Source organism: Flavobacterium sp. GSP6, from assembly GCF_003984855.1.
Classification (GTDB): Bacteria; Bacteroidota; Bacteroidia; order Flavobacteriales; family Flavobacteriaceae; genus Flavobacterium.
This window is the reverse complement of the sequence record NZ_RYDO01000011.1, coordinates 1-17,931: the sequence shown is the minus strand read 5'-3', so window position 1 is coordinate 17,931 and position 17,931 is coordinate 1. Positions and strand designations below refer to the sequence as shown.

Annotated in this window: 19 protein-coding genes and 1 tRNA gene; 10 read left to right on the top strand and 10 right to left on the bottom strand. The window is 34.9% G+C overall.

Annotation, left to right across the window (positions count from 1 at the left end; translation table 11 throughout):
* Positions 1-4 precede the first annotated feature (4 nt).
* Positions 5-991 (bottom strand): lysylphosphatidylglycerol synthase domain-containing protein, encoded by a 987-nt coding sequence (locus EKM03_RS11470; RefSeq protein WP_126562140.1) that lies wholly within the window; start codon positions 989-991, stop codon positions 5-7.
* Positions 992-1,154: 163 nt separating this feature from the next.
* On the opposite strand from EKM03_RS11470, the gene ruvC reads away from it, so the two are divergent.
* The 6 genes from ruvC to EKM03_RS11440 all read left to right on the top strand — a co-directional run bounded on the left by ruvC (position 1,155) and on the right by EKM03_RS11440 (position 5,812).
* Positions 1,155-1,709 carry a crossover junction endodeoxyribonuclease RuvC gene (gene ruvC / locus EKM03_RS11465; RefSeq protein ID WP_091203117.1) on the top strand — a complete coding sequence of 185 codons (555 nt, stop codon included), beginning with the start codon at positions 1,155-1,157 and terminating at the stop codon, positions 1,707-1,709.
* A 105-nt stretch (positions 1,710-1,814) separates the two neighbouring features.
* A complete protein-coding gene (locus EKM03_RS11460) occupies positions 1,815-2,147 on the top strand; it encodes a four helix bundle protein (RefSeq protein ID WP_126553859.1) in 333 nt (110 codons plus the stop codon).
* A 127-nt stretch (positions 2,148-2,274) separates the two neighbouring features.
* Positions 2,275-3,432: a radical SAM family heme chaperone HemW gene (gene hemW, locus EKM03_RS11455; RefSeq protein ID WP_126576765.1), complete on the top strand. Its 1,158-nt coding sequence runs from the start codon at positions 2,275-2,277 to the stop codon at positions 3,430-3,432.
* Positions 3,433-3,853: 421 nt separating this feature from the next.
* Positions 3,854-4,642, top strand: coding sequence for a cyclase family protein (locus EKM03_RS11450; RefSeq protein WP_126740445.1), 789 nt, complete (start codon positions 3,854-3,856; stop codon positions 4,640-4,642).
* 20 nt (positions 4,643-4,662) lie between these two features.
* Positions 4,663-5,034: an MmcQ/YjbR family DNA-binding protein gene (locus EKM03_RS11445; RefSeq protein WP_126740444.1), complete on the top strand. Its 372-nt coding sequence runs from the start codon at positions 4,663-4,665 to the stop codon at positions 5,032-5,034.
* Between the two features lie 67 nt (positions 5,035-5,101).
* Positions 5,102-5,812 (top strand): PH domain-containing protein, encoded by a 711-nt coding sequence (locus EKM03_RS11440; protein ID WP_126740443.1) that lies wholly within the window; start codon positions 5,102-5,104, stop codon positions 5,810-5,812.
* Positions 5,813-5,873: 61 nt separating this feature from the next.
* On the opposite strand, the gene EKM03_RS11435 is transcribed toward EKM03_RS11440, so the two are convergent.
* The 3 genes from EKM03_RS11435 to EKM03_RS11425 all read right to left on the bottom strand — a co-directional run bounded on the left by EKM03_RS11435 (position 5,874) and on the right by EKM03_RS11425 (position 9,238).
* On the bottom strand, positions 5,874-6,974 hold the full coding sequence (locus EKM03_RS11435) for a DUF4407 domain-containing protein (RefSeq protein ID WP_126740442.1): 1,101 nt from the start codon (positions 6,972-6,974) through the stop codon (positions 5,874-5,876).
* Between the two features lie 195 nt (positions 6,975-7,169).
* Positions 7,170-8,771, bottom strand: coding sequence for a phosphoenolpyruvate carboxykinase (ATP) (gene pckA / locus EKM03_RS11430; protein ID WP_126740441.1), 1,602 nt, complete (start codon positions 8,769-8,771; stop codon positions 7,170-7,172).
* 74 nt (positions 8,772-8,845) lie between these two features.
* Positions 8,846-9,238, bottom strand: a complete 393-nt coding sequence (locus tag EKM03_RS11425; protein ID WP_126457494.1) for a DUF423 domain-containing protein — start codon at positions 9,236-9,238, stop codon at positions 8,846-8,848.
* A gap of 227 nt (positions 9,239-9,465) precedes the next feature.
* Between EKM03_RS11425 and EKM03_RS11420 the strand changes: the two genes are divergently transcribed.
* On the top strand, positions 9,466-10,836 hold the full coding sequence (locus EKM03_RS11420) for a saccharopine dehydrogenase family protein (RefSeq protein ID WP_126553846.1): 1,371 nt from the start codon (positions 9,466-9,468) through the stop codon (positions 10,834-10,836).
* Positions 10,837-10,904: 68 nt separating this feature from the next.
* Here the strand turns inward: EKM03_RS11420 and EKM03_RS11415 are convergent, their stop codons facing one another.
* The 4 genes from EKM03_RS11415 to EKM03_RS11400 all read right to left on the bottom strand — a co-directional run bounded on the left by EKM03_RS11415 (position 10,905) and on the right by EKM03_RS11400 (position 14,853).
* Positions 10,905-12,365: an energy transducer TonB gene (locus tag EKM03_RS11415; RefSeq protein ID WP_126740440.1), complete on the bottom strand. Its 1,461-nt coding sequence runs from the start codon at positions 12,363-12,365 to the stop codon at positions 10,905-10,907.
* The gene (locus EKM03_RS11410; RefSeq protein ID WP_126454249.1) at positions 12,362-12,736 is read right to left on the bottom strand and encodes a BlaI/MecI/CopY family transcriptional regulator; all 375 of its coding nucleotides are present in this window, start codon (positions 12,734-12,736) and stop codon (positions 12,362-12,364) included. Before EKM03_RS11410 ends, EKM03_RS11415 begins: the two co-directional genes overlap by 4 nt.
* A 1-nt stretch (position 12,737) precedes the next feature.
* Complete coding sequence (locus EKM03_RS11405; protein WP_233584084.1) at positions 12,738-13,088, bottom strand: hypothetical protein; 351 nt, start codon at positions 13,086-13,088, stop codon at positions 12,738-12,740.
* Between the two features lie 376 nt (positions 13,089-13,464).
* Complete coding sequence (locus EKM03_RS11400) at positions 13,465-14,853, bottom strand: dipeptidase (protein WP_126740439.1); 1,389 nt, start codon at positions 14,851-14,853, stop codon at positions 13,465-13,467.
* 107 nt (positions 14,854-14,960) lie between these two features.
* Here EKM03_RS11400 and EKM03_RS11395 point away from each other — a divergent pair.
* The 3 genes from EKM03_RS11395 (at position 14,961) to EKM03_RS11385 (ending at position 16,940) form a co-directional block, all read left to right on the top strand.
* Positions 14,961-15,042: transfer RNA gene (locus EKM03_RS11395), tRNA-Leu, on the top strand.
* Positions 15,043-15,506: 464 nt separating this feature from the next.
* A complete protein-coding gene (locus EKM03_RS11390) occupies positions 15,507-16,577 on the top strand; it encodes a Fic family protein (protein WP_126553836.1) in 1,071 nt (356 codons plus the stop codon).
* A gap of 156 nt (positions 16,578-16,733) precedes the next feature.
* Positions 16,734-16,940: a hypothetical protein gene (locus tag EKM03_RS11385; protein WP_199736775.1), complete on the top strand. Its 207-nt coding sequence runs from the start codon at positions 16,734-16,736 to the stop codon at positions 16,938-16,940.
* Between the two features lie 41 nt (positions 16,941-16,981).
* On the opposite strand, the gene EKM03_RS11380 is transcribed toward EKM03_RS11385, so the two are convergent.
* Together EKM03_RS11380 and EKM03_RS15000 are read right to left on the bottom strand one after the other, a co-directional pair.
* The gene (locus tag EKM03_RS11380; RefSeq protein WP_126553834.1) at positions 16,982-17,317 is read right to left on the bottom strand and encodes a DUF1493 family protein; all 336 of its coding nucleotides are present in this window, start codon (positions 17,315-17,317) and stop codon (positions 16,982-16,984) included.
* A 2-nt stretch (positions 17,318-17,319) separates the two neighbouring features.
* Positions 17,320-17,931, bottom strand: a 612-nt coding sequence (locus tag EKM03_RS15000; RefSeq protein WP_158614843.1) for a hypothetical protein, incomplete at its 5' end; no start/stop codon positions are given.

The window sequence follows — 17,931 nt, the reverse complement described above, 5'->3', positions numbered from 1 at the left end:
TATTTTAATAAGTTTTATCTCTCTCACCTTTAGGGAGTCCCGAAGCTCCGGGAGGAGAGAGGATTTTAAAGTTCAACACATAATAAGTGCCAATTATTACGGGTAAAACCACATTCAAAAACCACATTAAAGTCGAAATGAAAATAACAATCCATTCATTTACACCTAAAATCCCAAAGAAATAAACCGCAACACTTCCTTTTACGGCAAAGTCTAAAAATTGAAAAGTAGGCAAGGAAGAAGCTAAGAAATAAACAGAGGAAATGGTGGCAATTAGGGTAAAATAAGGCAAATCAACATCAAAAGCCAGAAACAAAAAGTAGTATTGGTGCGAGAAAACAAGATAGCGACAAATACCCAAAAAGATATTTTTTTGATGAATGGGTTTTGGAATTTCATTAATCTTATGGATCAGTTTTTCGATCGAATACCCTTTGATAGTAATTTTTTTGGCCGAAAATAAAACAATGAAGAGAAGTATCAGAAATCCAAAAAGTAACGCTACTGTTTTTGTGGTAATCACATGGTACTGCGCATTAAAAAATAGCAATCCGAAAACCCCAAAAATAACGGTCAATATCATTTGGATTCCGTTGCAGATCAGATTTAAGAATATGACTTTTTTAGTGTTTAATTTGTCAAAAAATAACGCTTTTCCGGCATATTCTCCAACTCCATTGGGTGTAAAAAGTCCCGCGGTTAATGCGCCAAGAACTTGTTTGGTTGCTGTTCCTACTGAGATTTCATGAATGAATTCAACTAAATTTTGCCATTTCAAAATTTCAAAAAACCGATTCAAAACACTCAGTAGTAAAATAAAGGCGATTCCGCCAATAGACTGATTTTTCTGGAATAAAACGATGAATTTCTGCCAATCCAGTTTGTCATTATTAGCCAATTGATTGTAAATAAAATAAAACGCACCGCACACAATCAAAACTTTGATTAGAAGTACGAGGAATTGCTTAGTTTTGTGTGGAATTGTAATCATACCGCAAAGAAAAGAAAAAGTATTTTGAAAAAGCTATTTCACAAAGATTCACAAAGAAATTACTAAGCAGTGCAAAGTTTTTTGTTTGGTCGATTGTAAAATTAATCTTTGTGTACCTCTGTGTTCCCTTTGAGTATCTTTGTGTAATAAAAAACTAAAACTTTTGGCAAACGAACGCATCATATTAGGAATTGACCCCGGAACGACGATTATGGGTTTTGGATTGATAAAAATTGTCAATAAAAAAATGGAGTTTTTGCAACTGAACGAATTGCAATTGTCCAAATACGACAATCATTATCAAAAACTCAAAATCATTTTTGAACGCACCATTGAGTTAATCGATACCCACAATCCAGACGAAATTGCGATTGAAGCGCCTTTCTTTGGTAAAAACGTACAATCGATGCTAAAGTTAGGACGCGCGCAAGGCGTGGCTATGGCAGCGGGACTTTCGAGAGACATTCCCATTACGGAGTACGAACCTAAGAAAATAAAAATGGCGATTACCGGAAATGGAAACGCCAGCAAAGAACAAGTTGCCAAAATGCTACAGCAACTTTTAGGATTAAAAGAATTGCCTAAAAATCTTGACAGTACAGATGGATTAGCAGCTGCGGTTTGTCATTTTTTCAATTCTGGGAAAGTGGTGGGAGAGAAAAGTTATACCGGTTGGGATGCTTTTGTGAAACAAAACGAAGAACGAATAAAAAAGTGATCAGTGTTCAGTACTTTAGTGTTCAGTTGTGTTGGACTGGGATGAGTAGTCAGTTTTCAGCAGTTTTAATTAAGTAAGAGTATTCCGTTTTTTAAATTGTATCATATGAGATTCCAAGATTTATTAGCCTATAAAAAATCATTTCCAAAGGAAGAAACCTATTCATTAACGGATCAAATTCGGCGTTCTTCAAGGAGTGTTCCTGCAACTATTGCCGAAGCCTATAGAAAGAGGATTTACCCTAAACATTTTTATAGTAAGTTGACCGATTCTGATGGAGAAAATTCAGAAACACAAGTGTGGTTAGAGTTTTCTGTGTCTTGTAAATATATTTCTGAAGCTATTTATCAGGAATTTATCTCTGAAAGTTTAGAAATTGGAAAACTTGTTAATTATATGATATTGAACCCTGAAAAGTTTGGAGTTAAAAAGGAGTGATTAGTGTTCAGTTTTTTAGTATTCAGTACATATATGATTACTAAATAACTGCTCACTGAACACTTTCTTAAGGCTGAACACTAAAAATCTGACCACTGACCACTTTCTTAAAACTGACCACTACTAAATGAGCGGAATCTACATCCATATCCCTTTTTGCAAGCAGGCGTGTCATTACTGCGATTTTCATTTTTCAACATCGATGAAGAAGAAAGAAGAAATGGTTTTGGCTATTGCCAAAGAAATTCAAATGCGTAAAAGCGAATTTAAAAACGAAATTGTCGAAACCATTTATTTTGGCGGAGGAACGCCAAGTGTTTTAACTTCAGCAGAAATTAATTTCCTGATTGCGGAAGTGTACAAATACTATTCTGTTTCAGATAATCCTGAAATTACACTGGAAGCCAATCCAGATGATTTGTCAAGTGAACGAATAATCGAATTATCTAAAAGCAAAATTAATCGGCTAAGTATTGGGATTCAGTCGTTCTTTGAAGACGATTTACAATTGATGAACCGAGCTCATAATTCGGCGGAAGCCAGAAAATGTTTAGAAGTTGCTACTCAGTATTTTGACAACATTTCTCTCGATCTAATATACGGAATTCCGGACTCGAGCCAAAATGGCGAACAGGCGCAGCAAATGAGCAATGAGAAATGGAAACAAAATATTGAAACAGCATTGAGTTTTGGGATTCCGCATATTTCGAGTTATGCTTTGACGGTAGAGCCTAAAACAGCGTTGAATAAACTGATACAAACAGGAAAAATTGCCGCTCCTAAAGATGATGTCGCGCAAGAGCACTTTGCTATTTTAATCGAAATGCTCGAAGCCAATGATTTTATTCACTACGAATTGTCAAATTTTGGGAAGGAAAACTATTTTTCGAAGAATAATTCAGCGTATTGGTTGGGGAAAAAATACATTGGTATCGGTCCTTCGGCGCACAGTTATGATGGAGTTTCGAGAAGTTGGAATATTTCTAATAATGCGCTGTATTTAAAATCCATACAAGAGGACAAGTTGCCCAACGAAATAGAAATTCTTTCAATTACGGACCGATATAATGAATATGTTATGACGGGCTTGCGAACGATTTGGGGTGTTTCTTTGGATAAAATTGAAAGCGAATTCGGAAGTGGATATTTGGAATATTTGAACAATCAATCTCGAAAATTTCTTGATGATGATTTGCTTTTTATTGAAAATGGGATTTTAAAGCCAACCAAAAAAGGAAAGTTTTTGACGGATGGAATTGCTTCAGATTTATTTATCGTGAACTAGTTTCAGGATCTATTTAATTTTAATTGATTTTGTGTGGAAAAAGGATTTACATATATTTTGACGAATAAAAACAGTACTGTTTCGTAGGTGGGTGCCACAAAAAATTTAAAAAACAGAATTGATTATCATAGAAATGGTACCGGCGCAGTTTTTACAAAAAAATAGAATGCTACAATTTTAATCTATTTGGAAGATTTTGAGGATTTAAATGATGACTAAAATTTAATGTCGTATTTTAATAATTGCGACAATATATCTTTCTTGCTACTTAAGTGCTATCTTTAAAAGAGAAAAACAACTTAAAAATTGGCATAAAGACTGGAAATGGAATGTTGCAAAATTTTTAAATCCTGAATTAAAAGATTTATATTTGAACTTATAAAGCATCTCCAGATGAGATGCTGAAATAAATTCAGCGTAAATGTTAGCAACAATCCAACATAACAACCAAGCCATTGAAGTCGATTTATCAAAACCTATTGATATTTCGATTCCATTAACAAATACAGACGAGAATCCAATTGCTTGGTATATCGAGAAACCAGTCATTGAACCCGTTATTTTTGGGGATTGGATAGGGAAAGTTTCGGAAGGAAAGTCGTCTACTAATTTCAATAATATTTTCTTCAATCCACACGGACACGGAACGCATACGGAATGTTTGGGACATATTACACGTGAATTTTACAGTGTTAATCAATCTTTAAAACAGTTTATTTTTTTAGCTGAGTTGATTTCGGTTGTCCCGGAAATGCAAGGAGGAGATTTAGTGATTACACTGGATAACATCTCGACTGCGCTCGATGTGACACTGAAATTAGGTGTTCCAAAAGAAGCCCTAATTATTAGAACTCTACCTAATTTTAAAATAAAAAAATCTTTAAAATATTCGAATACGAATCCGCCTTATCTAAATGAAGATGCTGCGTTATTCATTCGCGAAAGCGGAATTCAGCATTTATTAATTGATTTGCCAAGTGTCGATAAAGAAAAAGATGAAGGGAAATTATTGGCACACAAAGCTTTTTGGAATGTGACCGATGTCAACAATCTGAATGCAGAAGCCAGATTGAATTGTACGATTACGGAGATGATTTTTGTGGCTGATGAAGTGAAAGATGGCGGTTATTTGTTGAATTTACAAATTGCCTCTTTTGAAAATGATGCGAGTCCGAGTAAGCCGGTTTTGTACGCTATTTTAAATGATTGAATGAAAAATAATTTCAAGAGATGAACCTGGAAACGTACTACGAATATTGCTTGTCTAAAAAAGGAGTAACGGAACACTTTCCTTTTGACGAAGATATATTGGTGTTTAAAGTGGGTGGAAAAATGTTTGCATTGTCTTCTTTAAGTCAGTGGGAGAAAGGACAGTCATCAGTTAATTTAAAATGTGATCCAGAGCGTGCTCAGGAATTGCGGGCTGAATACGTTGACATTCAACCGGGTTTTCACATGAGTAAAACCCATTGGAATACAGTTGCTGTAAATGAATCAGTTGCGGATGCATTACTCAAAGAGTTGGTGGATCATTCCTATGATTTGGTTTTCAAAAGTTTAACAAAGAAATTGCAGAGTGAAATTCAAGAATTAGAAGATTAGGTGTTACTTTTGCCAAGAAAAGTCGAATAAAATTATAAATGCGTAAGGAATAAATTCAGCATATCACATGAAAGAACAATTTAAAAAGTTTTTAAACGAAGAACAAGACCCAAAAGCCATTGAAAAAATCGCTTCAAAACTGAGTGACTTATTGATGAAAAATGAAGAAATCGGATATATTGCCGTTCAAAAAAAACCAGCGATTACTGTTTTGCCGGATAGTATTGTGATGACGAATAAAAGAATTATCATTTGTCAGCCTAAAAATCTGGGACTTTCAATGAATTTTATTGATTACACTTGGGATGAGGTTGAAGGAACTTTTGTAAAAGAAAATATTTTGGGTTCTGAGTTTTCATTTATAACCAAAACAAATATGGAGGTTTCCATTGATTATATTCCTAAAATCCAAGCGCGCAAGATTTTTACGTATGCTAAAGAACAATTGGATATATTGAAAACAGGAGCAGTATTAAATGCAACACTTGTAGATGCAATTCCGTTTTCACCAATGGCAGAAGATGAAATTATTGAAGAAATGGAAACAGAAGAAGTGACAAGTTTTGCTGAAATAATGCCTGTTTCACAACCTAATTTTACTGCTGAAAATCAGGAATTTGAGGAGGTTTCGGTAACGTCAAAAGACAAATCATTAAGTGATTTTTCGCAAGACGAACTTTTTGAAAAATTGCAGAATTATAAAAAATTGTTAGATAACGGATTGATTTTACAAGGCGAATACGACGCTTTTAAAAAAGAAATTTTGAGTTACATGTAATTAGTCTTAAAGTCATAAAGTCAAAAGATATTTACTTTCTTTTGACTTTAGGACTTTCGACTTAAAGTGTTCTTTTCTGCTTCTCTACAAAATTATTGGATTGTAATTCTAGTAAATCGGTAGCATTTTTTCGTTGTAAATCATACAATTTGGTGTCGTCAGCAATATCTCCGTAGACTTTATCATGCATCATAGCACTAGTTTTTACGAGTAAAGTACGTTGGTATTTGTCTTGTTCGATTGTTGCTTTCAACGCTGTTTCCAGATCTTCTAATTTATAGTCGTATTCGCCTTTTGGAGAAAGTAATTTGGCTATAATGGGAGAGGTTTCAATGGCTAAAAATAGTAGCATAATAAAAAACGAAGGAAGCCAAGGTAATTTGTCCAAGGCGTTGATTCGGGCCATTAAACCATCAAATCCGTCAATAATAGGTTGGGTTTCGGTAACTTTCTTGTCTAAATCGGTTTGTAGCGTTTTGGTATTTTTCTCCATCGTAGCAATTTTAGCTAAGTTGGTTTTTTGTAAAGTGTCCAGTTCCTTTTTGGCCAGATCATGTTTGGCGATTTTTTCATTAAAAACAGGACCTTTTCCTAATTTTTTCGTTCCTGCAGTTCCTTCTGCTTCGGTGATGTAAGTTTCATAAAGTGTATTAACTTCTTTCTCTTTCTTTGTGATTTCCGATTTCAAACCGGCTATTTCAGCTTTGTTTTTATCCAAATCTGATTTGAAATAACTGGCCACTTCTTTTTTATTATTCAAAGCCATCACATTTTTTTCTTTCAATAAAACAGTATTAATTTCTTTTTCGAAGATTTTAATTTCCAATGGTTTTGAAATCACTATTGCGATTATTACCGCTAAAATAATTCGTGGAGTTGCCTGCAGAAATTCACTTCCAAATTTATCTCTTTTTCGAATTGTTGAAACAATAAAACGATCCAAATTAAATAGGAGTAAACTCCAAACGATACCAAATGCGATTGCGGGATACATACTGTCAAAGACGGTGAACAATGCATACGAACTGGCAAGAAAAGCCATGACCGCAGTAAAGAAAACAGTGGCGCCAATACCTACATATTTGGTTTGTTCGCCCTCGGAACAGCCTACGAGTAGGTCTTTGTCTGAGCCGGAACACAGAATGAAAAATTGTTTTAACATAATTGATTTTTGATTGCTTCACCAGATTGCTATTCCGGCGCGGATGATTGATGAATATAAATTTAACGACAAAAAACGGATTGTGGTATAAATACTTGATAGGTATTTATTTATGGCTTTTTGTTACGGTTTGTCCTAAATAAAATAGAGCCGCTCTTTACGAACGGCTCTATTGGTTTTTGAATTAATAATACCTTATGTTAATGGTGCTCCTGCCATAATTTCGGCATTGGCAAATTCTTCAAATTTGGTGAAGTTGGCTTTAAATTTTTGAGCTAATTCTATTGCCTTTTTATCGTAAAGTTCTGGGTCTTCCCATGTATTTCTGGGATTTAGAATTTCGCTAGGAACATTTGGACAGGTTTGCGGTTTTGCAATTCCAAAAACGTGGTGGTTCTCATACGGTACATCGTCCAATTCTCCGTTTAATGCAGCGGTAATCATGGCACGGGTGTATTTTAATTTCATTCGGCTTCCTACTCCGTAAGGGCCACCAGTCCATCCTGTATTGATAAGCCAGACTTTTACATTGGCATCTTTCATTTTTTTAGTTAACATTTCAGCATATCTTGTTGGGTGTAATGGCATAAATGGCGCTCCAAAACACGTCGAGAAATTGGGTTGAGGTTCTGTGATTCCTGCTTCAGTTCCGGCAACTTTTGCTGTGTATCCTGAGATGAAATAATACGCTGCTTGTCCCGGAGTTAGTAGTGCAATGGGAGGTAGGATACCATACGCATCCGCGGTCAAAAAGAATATATTTTTAGGATTTTCTCCAATGGAACCTTGCTGAATATTATCAATATGAAAAATAGGATAACTTACTCTCGTGTTTTGTGTAATGGAAATATCCTCAAAATCAACGTCATTCGTATCTTTATTGATAATTACATTTTCCAGAATTGCTCCTTTTTTTATAGCGCGAAAAATGTCAGGTTCATTTTCTTCAGAAAGGTTGATGACTTTTGCATAACACCCTCCTTCAAAATTGAAAACGGTATTTTCATTCGTCCAACCATGTTCATCGTCGCCAATTAATTTTCTGTTAGGATCAGCTGATAAAGTTGTTTTTCCGGTTCCTGATAATCCAAAGAAGATAGCTGTATCACCATCTTTACCAACGTTGGCACTGCAATGCATTGGTAAGGTGTTTTTGAAAACTGGCAAAATGAAATTCAAGGCAGAGAAAATCCCTTTTTTTATTTCACCTGTATATCCGGTTCCGCCTATTAAAACTACTTTTCGTGTAAAATCAAGAATTGCGAAATTGCTTTGACGTGTTCCGTCTATAATTGGATCTGCCATAAAGCTAGGCACGCAAAGTAAAGTCCATTCGGGGTCGAAGTCTGCTAATTCCTCCGTTTCAGGTCTTAAAAACATGTTGTAGCAAAATAAGTTGGCCCAAGCGGTTTCTGTCACTACTCTGACATTTAATCTGTAATTTTGGTCTGAACACACATAAGAATCTCTCACAAAAATTTCTTTGCCGGATAAATAAGCGGTAACCTTGTTGTATAATTTTTCAAAAGCTTCTGGCGAGAAAGGGATGTTTACTTTTCCCCACCACACTTCGTTTTCAGTGACGCTGTCTTTCACGATAAAACGATCCAGCGGAGATCTGCCTGTGTATTCGCCTGTGTTGACCGCTAATGATCCACTTGAAACTTCGATTCCTTGACCAGATTTGATGGTGATGTCGTGTAATTCATCGGGAGATAACTGGTAATGAATTTTTGCATTTTCAATTCCTAATTCTTTTAACGAAATCGATTGCGTGAAAAGTGTGTTATTGTCCATAAATATTTTGTTGTGTAGTTTGTTTTTATAGACTGCAAAAGTAGATATTAAATTTCAGATAGAATTTGTTTCGTCTAAATTTGTGACTTTTTATTTAAAATATTTATCAATAAAACGCCCCAGGCCAGTATTAATAGGAGTCCGCCAATAGGAGTTATAAATCCAATGATGCTAAAATCAAACGAAGTAAGGGTGTTTGTTGCCAATAGATAAATGGAGCCAGAAAATAGAATTACACCGAAAAGCACTAAATTATAGAGCGTTTTTTTTGTTTTTTGAGAGAGGTCTTTCAGGAGTCCAAGAAACAATAAAAACAGTGCATGGTACATTTGGTAGCGTACGCCTGTTTCAAAAGTATTTAATTGCTCAATAGACAGTACTTTTTTTAGGGCATGTGCGCCAAAAGCACCAAAAATTATTGCAATCATTCCCAGAATAGTTCCCGTTGTAAGTATCTTTTTGTCCATGATAATGATGTTTGATGCAAAAGTATTTCATATCTCCTAACTTTAAAAGTATTTGGCACGATACTTTCAAATGAACTTAATTTAACGGTACACTAAGCAGACTAATTTTTTTATTTTTAAAACGTAAAAGAAAGAACGAAAAGAATAAAAGCTTTCTCAGTAAATTATTTTGAGTTATTTGTTATAAATACAACATTTTTGTATGTTTGTGTTGTAAATAAATAAAAATGAGAACAATTTTAATCATCGGGGCGGGAAGATCAGCTTCCTCTTTGATACATTATCTTTTAGACAAATCCGAAAAAGAAAACTTGCATCTAATTATTGGTGATTTGTCTTTGGCTTTAGCTCAGCGTAAAACCAATGATCATAAAAACGCAACTGCAATTGCTTTAGATATTTACGATAATGAGCAACGAAAAAAAGCAATTGAAAATGCTGACATTGTCATCTCGATGTTGCCGGCTCATTTGCATATCGAAGTGGCTAAAGATTGTGTAATATATAAAAAGCATTTGGTTACCGCCTCTTATGTGAGCGATGCCATGCAGGAATTAGATGCTGCCGCCAAAGAAAACAATCTCATTTTCATGAATGAAATTGGACTTGATCCAGGTATTGACCACATGAGTGCGATGAAAGTGATTGATGAAATTAAAGAAAAAGGCGGAGAAATGCTTCTTTTTGAATCTTTTTGTGGTGGACTCGTAGCGCCGGAATCCGACACGAATCTTTGGAATTATAAATTTACCTGGGCACCACGCAATGTGGTTTTGGCAGGACAAGGAGGCGCTGCCAAATTTATTCAGGAAGGAACGTATAAATACATTCCGTATTGTAATTTGTTTCGCAGAACGGAATTTCTAGAAGTGGAAGAGTTTGGCCGATTTGAAGCCTATTCTAATCGGGATTCCTTGAAATACCGAAGTGTGTATGGCTTGGATAATGTACTGACTTTATACCGAGGAACAATCCGTAGAGTTGGTTTTTCTAAAGCTTGGAATATGTTTGTGCAATTAGGAATGACGGATGACAGTTACGTCATGGAGGATTCGGAGAACATGAGTTACAGAGAATACGTGAATTCTTTCTTGCCGTATCATCCCACGGATTCAGTGGAAATTAAGACTCGTTTGATTCTTAAGATTGATCAGGATGATATCATGTGGGACAAATTGTTGGAATTGGACTTGTTCAATCGCAATAAAATTGTAGGCTTGAAGAATGCCACGCCGGCACAAATTCTGGAAAAGATCTTGACTGATAGTTGGACGCTTCAGCAAGATGATAAAGATATGATTGTCATGTATCACAAATTTGGATACGAATTAAATGGCAAAAAAGAACAAATAGATTCCAAAATGGTTTGTATTGGGGATGATCAAACCTACACTGCGATGGCAAAAACTGTAGGCTTGCCTGTTGCAATGGCAACCTTATTAATACTGAATGGTAAAATTACGACTCCCGGAGTTCAATTACCGATTCGTAAGGAAGTGTATGTGCCTATTTTGAAAGAATTAGAGGAATACGGTGTTGTTTTCAAAGAACAATCCATGCCATATTTAGGATACAATCCTGATAAAGAGTTTAGTTAGTAGTTTGTTTTTAGATTTTTAGTTTGATAAATCCGCTCCTTTTGAAGCGGATTTGTTTTTTTATACTATTATGATTTTGAGTGTAAAGTTATTGGGAGGCTATACATTACTCTCACAGGGACGCCGTTCATTTTCCCGGGAATCCATTTCGGGCATATTTTCAAAACACGTATGGCTTCTTCACCGGTTCCAAAACCAATATCTCGTATGTTTTTTATGTCGCTTAAACTGCCGTCTTTTTCTACTATAAAGGTGATGTATATTTTTCCTTTTAAGTTAGGTTGTGTTGGAGTTTTAAAATTATTGCCGACAAATTTGTAAAATTCTGATATTCCTCCGGGAAAATCTGGTTTTTCGGTTATTCCAGCAGTATTGTAGACTTCATTTTCCCCTTTTTGGACAAATTGATTTTCAGAATTGAATGTGTCTATTTCAATTACTTCAGGCGCTCCTTTGCTTAAAGTCGCCAGAAGTTCCTCGTTTGTAGGTAATTTTTTTTGTTTTGATAAGATAGAAGGTATAGATCTCTTTTCGATAGGAGTTAGTTCATTGTATTTTTTTTCGCTGGTAATCTTCCCTTTTTCATCTTTGATTTTAAAAGTAGTTTTGTCGTAATACGTTTTAAATAAATTTCCAGGTTTTACAGGAGTAGTTTCTTTTTTCACATTGGTTTCTTGCGCAACGACTTTCGTACACAATAAAAATAATAAGGCAGTTACTACCGGAATTAATGTTGCTTTTTTTAATAAAGCTTTCGTTTTTGATGTGGTTTTTGTCATCATAAGTAATCGTTTTTTAGTTATTAAATAATTCAAATTACTGGCCAAGTAAAAAGTTTGGTTCTCGTTTGCTTTCGATAATAATAAAGATTGGTAAAACGGAACATTGTTGTAGGAGGTCACTACCTTCTCGTCAGCAAGAAATTCGTGATTGAGTTGTATTGCTTTTTTGTAAAAAATAAAAATTGGGTTGAACCAAAAAACGGTTTTCAATAGTTCGATGAATAAAATATCCAAAGTGTGTTTTTGGGTCACATGTGTGAGTTCGTGCGTGTACAATTCAGCTTCAATTTGACGGTTGTTGTACTCCGTTTCGTTGATGAAAATCGTATTCAGAAAAGTATGCGGCAACGTTTTTTCGGGTAGCAAAATCAATTTGGCATTCTTATAATCAATTGGCGAATTCGACTTCATTTTAGATGAAATCTTGATGATATTACTGATAAAACGTATCGCCAAAACGAGTGTTACTGCCGCATACAAACTCCATAATCCTATTGCTAGATAGTTTGTTTCTTCAAGTAGTACAGCGCTTCCTTGCAGTATCTGGATATTTCCCGGATTGACTGTAGGTTGTGCTATTTCCTGAATAACTTCAATAGTAATAAAGGGAATCACCATTGAGAAAACAAGGCTGAACAACAGGTAAAACCTATTGAAAACGTGTATTTTTTCTTTTTCCAAAAACAAATAATACACTGCCAGTAGCACAAATAAAGTGATTGTCGATTTGATTAGAAAGTCGCTCATTTTTTCTTTTTTTGAATTTCACTGTCGATTATTTTCTTGAGTTCTTCCAGTTCCGTTTGAGACAAATTCGTTTCGGTGGTAAAGAAAGAAGCAAATTGCGATGCCGAATTATTGAAAAAACTACTTATCAATCCGTTGACGTGTTTGGAGAAATAATCCGTTTTTTTGACCAATGGATAATATTCCCGGGAGTTCCCAAATTCAGTATACGCTACAAATTGCTTGTCAATCATTCTTTTCAATAGGGTAGCCACGGTTGTGGTTGCTGGTTTTGGTTTTGGATAGGCTTCCAGCAAGTCTTTCATGAAGGCTTTCTCGAGTTTCCAAAGGTGTTCCATTAGTTGTTCTTCGGCGTTTGTTAGTTGTTGCATGTTATTTAATTTCTATTTCGGAAACTGATTCTCCGTTATTGTATTTCTTTATTGTTATTAGTTTTCCATGTTCATTAAAGAACTTCCAGTCACCAAAATAAAACCAATGCGCGTACTTATCACTCGTTTCCATTTTTGTTTTTCCTTTGGACTGTATTTTTCCGTTTTCATGATAAAAAGTAGTGTTGCAGATGTTGTCTTTGTATTTTTCTCTTTTAATAATTTTGCCATTTAAGTAATAACTCCATTTTTTTACGGGATCACCTTTTCTGTATTTTCCAATTGATTTATAATGGGAACTATCCTGTGAGTATTGTTCAATCCAAAGTCCTTCTCTAAGTTTATTTTTCATTTGATTGGTTTTGCAACTAAAGAGGAAAAATAACAAGCCGATTACAATAACAGTTTGTCGCATAAAATGATTTTGTTCTACGAAAATAGAGTTAGCTCTACAAATGTAGAATATAAATTGAAATAAACAAATTTTTATGAAAAATATTTTGGTAGTCAGCGGTTTGCGTTAAGGATGGGAGTGGAAATCCTTTTTATTTTTTTGTTTCAAAAAATAAAAAGATTGAGAACGGACAGCCTGACCACGCTGGAACGATAGTGGAAGCGTGGGAACGCCCAAAAAAAATCCGCCCTGTTTAGAGCGGATGTAGGTTCTCGATACTTTTTTGTTCCGTTTCTTTTTACAAAAAAACTCGAACGGACGGTATCGCCAACTATTATTTAGAAAGTTCTACAAAATATTTGTAAAACAACGGAATGGTTTCAATCCCTTTCAGGTAATTGAAGATTCCGAAATGTTCGTTTGGCGAGTGAATGGCATCACTGTCCAGACCAAATCCCATCAAAATAGTTTTGCTTTTCAGCTCTTTTTCGAATAACGCCACGATAGGAATACTTCCTCCGGAGCGCACGGGAATTGCGGGAACGCCAAAGGTTTCTGTATACGCCATATTCGCGGCTTTGTAGCCAATACTGTCTGTTGGCGTTACATAACATTGTCCGCCATGATGTGGTTTTACTTTTACGGTAACGCCGGCAGGAGCAATGCTTATGAAATGTTTTGTGAATAATTCCGTGATTTGTTCCCAATCCTGATTAGGAACCAAACGCATCGAGATTTTAGCGAAAGCTTTGCTTGCAATAACGGTTTTGGCACCTTCTCCGGTGTAACCACCCCAGATTCCGTTGACGTCCAGTGTAGGGCGAATGGAGTTTCTTTCGTTTGTGTTATAGCCTTTTTCGCCGTAAATGTCATTTAAGTCTAATGCTTTTTTGTAATTGTCTAAGTTGAAAGGCGCTTTGGCCATTTCGGCTCTTTCTTCCAAGGATAATTCTGCTACATTATCATAAAAACCAGGAATGGTAATGTGGTTGTCTTCATCATGAAGCGAAGCAATCATTTTGGCTAAAATATTGATTGGGTTGGCAACCGCTCCTCCATATAATCCGGAATGTAAATCACGGTTTGGTCCCGTAACTTCGACTTCTACGTAACTCAATCCACGTAATCCTGTTGTAATTGACGGTTGTTGATTAGAAATCATTCCGGTGTCCGAAATTAAAATCACGTCATTTTTTAGTTTTTCCTGATTGCGTTCTACGAACCAACTCAAGCTTTTGGAGCCAATTTCCTCTTCGCCTTCAATCATAAACTTCACATTACACGGCAAAGTATTCGATTGAACCATATATTCCAATGCTTTTACGTGCATGTACATTTGGCCTTTGTCATCGCAAGCGCCACGGGCAAAAATAGCGCCGTCGGGATGAGTTTCGGTTTTCTTAATTACGGGTTCAAATGGCGGCGAAGTCCATAATTCAACTGGATCTGCGGGTTGTACGTCATAATGGCCATACACTAAAATGGTTGGTAAATTTGGGTCGATTATTTTTTCGCCATACACGATTGGGTTGCCTGGGGTATCACAGATTTCAACGAAATCGCAGCCTGCTTTTTCCAAACTTGCTTTTACGGCAGCAGCAGTATTGATGATATCTAGTGAGAAAGCAGGATTTGCGCTCACGGAGGGCATTTTTAATAATTCGATTAACTCGTTGATAAAGCGGTCTTTGTGTTCTTGAATGTATGCTTTAATATTTTCCATTATTTAATTATTTTATAATCTCAAAAGTACAAAAAACTGAGTAAATAATTTTTTAAGAAATTCCTTTGAACTTAAGAAGTAATGCTTATATTTGCACTCAGAATTTCGCGGATATGGTGAAATTGGTAGACATGCCAGACTTAGGATCTGGTGCCGCAAGGCGTGTAGGTTCGAGTCCTATTATCCGCACTTTTAAAACCCAAAGTACTAATTATTAGTGTTTTGGGTTTTTTGTTTTTTAAACTTGACCTAATAACAACTCCGTTTCGTGTTGTGAAACTAAAATGAACCTATTTTAATGTAATATAATTAGATTGATACAATAAGTTAAAAACTGTTAAACAGTATCTTTATAACATCGTTTATCTGTTTCTATAGTCTTAACTTGGAATAATAAAAGTTTAGCTGTTTGGTTTTTTGTCCTTAAATAAATGTCTTAGTTTCGTTTTCTGTGTAAATCACTTTATTATGGTGGTTTCCGTTCTTAAATAAAAGATGGGGAGTACCTCAAAAAAAATATTTTACCTCCGTAACTTTTCTTTTTGGTGGTTCTTGTGGGGGGTATGAATTTAATTTTTTTCAAGAAATTGTATTTTTTGAAATCACTACAATATCAAAATAAGTTTTCTAACTTTGTGAATCAATCACATACAATGACAGAAAATTTTACTTTGCAATCCTTACCGCCTAAAGACTTTACAGAATCGATTGCTATATTGAAGCAATTGGCAAAATCACATCGGTATTTAGCTGAACTCAAAGGCACGGCAAAGACTATTCCAAACGAAAGTATTTTGATTAATACGCTTACACTCCAGGAAGCAAAAGACAGTAGTGAGATTGAAAACATCATCACTACTCACGACGATTTATACAAAGAAAATGTATTGATTGACACCAAGAAACACGCCAGTAAAGAAGTTTTTAATTACGCACAAGGTTTGAAACTTGGTTTTGAAATTGTGCGAAAAGAGAAATTACTTTTAAACAAACATATCTTAACCATTCAAAAGGAGCTGTTACAAAACAATGCTGGATTTAGAACGCAAGCGGGAACAAAATTAGTAAACTCGCTAGGGCAAACGGTCTATACTCCACCACAAAGGGCCAATGAAGTTTTGGACTTAATGGGCAACCTAGAAAAGTTTATAAACGACAATGATTTTTCGGATATTGACCCACTTATAAAAATGGCAATTATACATTATCAGTTTGAAAGTATCCACCCATTTTATGATGGTAACGGACGGACGGGGCGTATTATCAACATTCTCTATTTGGTTTTATCGGGATTGTTAGATATTCCTATTTTGTATTTAAGCCGTTACATTACCCAAAACAAAGCCAATTACTACAAAGTTTTGCAGGGCGTTAGAGAAACTAACGACTGGGAAGCGATGGTGTTGTATATGTTAAAAGGCGTTGAGGTAACTGCAGAGCAAACTATTGTTCTGATTACTAAAATTCGGGATTTAATGGCAGATTATAAAGGTAAAATGCGAACTGAATTACCTAAAATATACAGTCAAGATTTGATAAATATTTTGTTTAGAAATCCTTACACTAAAATTGAGTTTTTGGAAAAAGAATTGAATATTACGCGCCAAACGGCTTCAATTTATTTAGATAAAATTTCAGAAATAGGATTTTTAGAAAAAACCAAAGTCGGAAAATCTAACTATTATATGAATACCGAATTGATAAACGTTTTAATGAATAGTTAAATATGGTAAAAAACCATTGAAAATTTACCGCATAAAAACAACGTGTTAGAAAAATGCTAAAAACTTACCACGTTATGTAAACGTGTTAGAAAAATTGAAAAAATTTAACACGTTAGAAAGTCGTGTTAGGAAAACGACTAAAATGTAACATTACTTTTGAATTTAACTACTGATCAAATTATTAATTACGACGGCAAAATTCCAACCGAAGTTGTAATGGAAGATAAAACAGCCGTTGAGCAAATGAGACTCATACAACAGCTAGAAGATGATGACAAACAAACCATCTTTAAACTTATTGATAAAATGCTTACCAATAAAAAATTTAAAGATTTCTTCGCTAAAAATGTAGCGACTTTATAAAGGGAAGAAAGCCGAGCATTTGCTCGGCTTTTTTTTAAATATTATGATAATGGATCAAACCACTCTTTTCTTTTAGCTACCATTACCATATGAGCAATGGTGATAGATGGTTTTTTGACATATTTTTTTTCAATTTTTTTTCTAAAAATATTAATTAATAAAGCATCTAAAAAATTTAGTTTGTAAAAATATTTATTTGTATCAAAATTAGAATACCCTGATTCTATCTCAAACTTATTTAAAAACTCTTCAAAAATCATTATTGCATCTTCTTTGTCTAAATCTATCGTATTTATAATTGTATTTAGATTATACTCTTTTTTACTAAATAACCATTCATTAAAAAAATCACAAACTTTAGTCTCCAAAAATTCCATATCTAATTATTTGTTAATCCTGCTGCACCTGCTGTTGCTCTTGTTCCTCCAAAAAGCGCTGCGTTTCTACCATAAAACGAAGACCAATTTCTTACCATACCAACTCCGAAAGGAGAAACATAAGGAAGTCTTGTAACAGCTCCTCCAAATAAGCTGATTTTAGCATTACCATAAACTGATTTATAAAAAACTGACGATTTTAAAGTTCCTTTTGAAGCTCCTCCTAAAACCTTTAAACCTAACGAAGATTTCGACAGCATCGTAACACCCATTTTTAATTCACCTGCTCCAGTTATTAAATTGAATGCGTCTAGTACTAAATCAGTTAATCCCATTCCAACTCCTTGCGGACCTTTCATTGATATTGAATATCCATTATCTCTTAACTCTGGACCTAATGCGCCTCTAGGAGTAGCCATAACTTCAACACCATCAACAAAAATTCTGTCGTGACCATCGCCTGTTCTTGTAACTTCTGCCGTTTTATTTTTAGTGTTAATTCGCACATCGTCATCTGGACTATCCATCTGATGCATTGCATGATTGAGTCCACTAACCACTAAACCCGTAACTGCGCCTTGCCAAAAGTTTCCTCCAGTTAATGCTGCACCAGC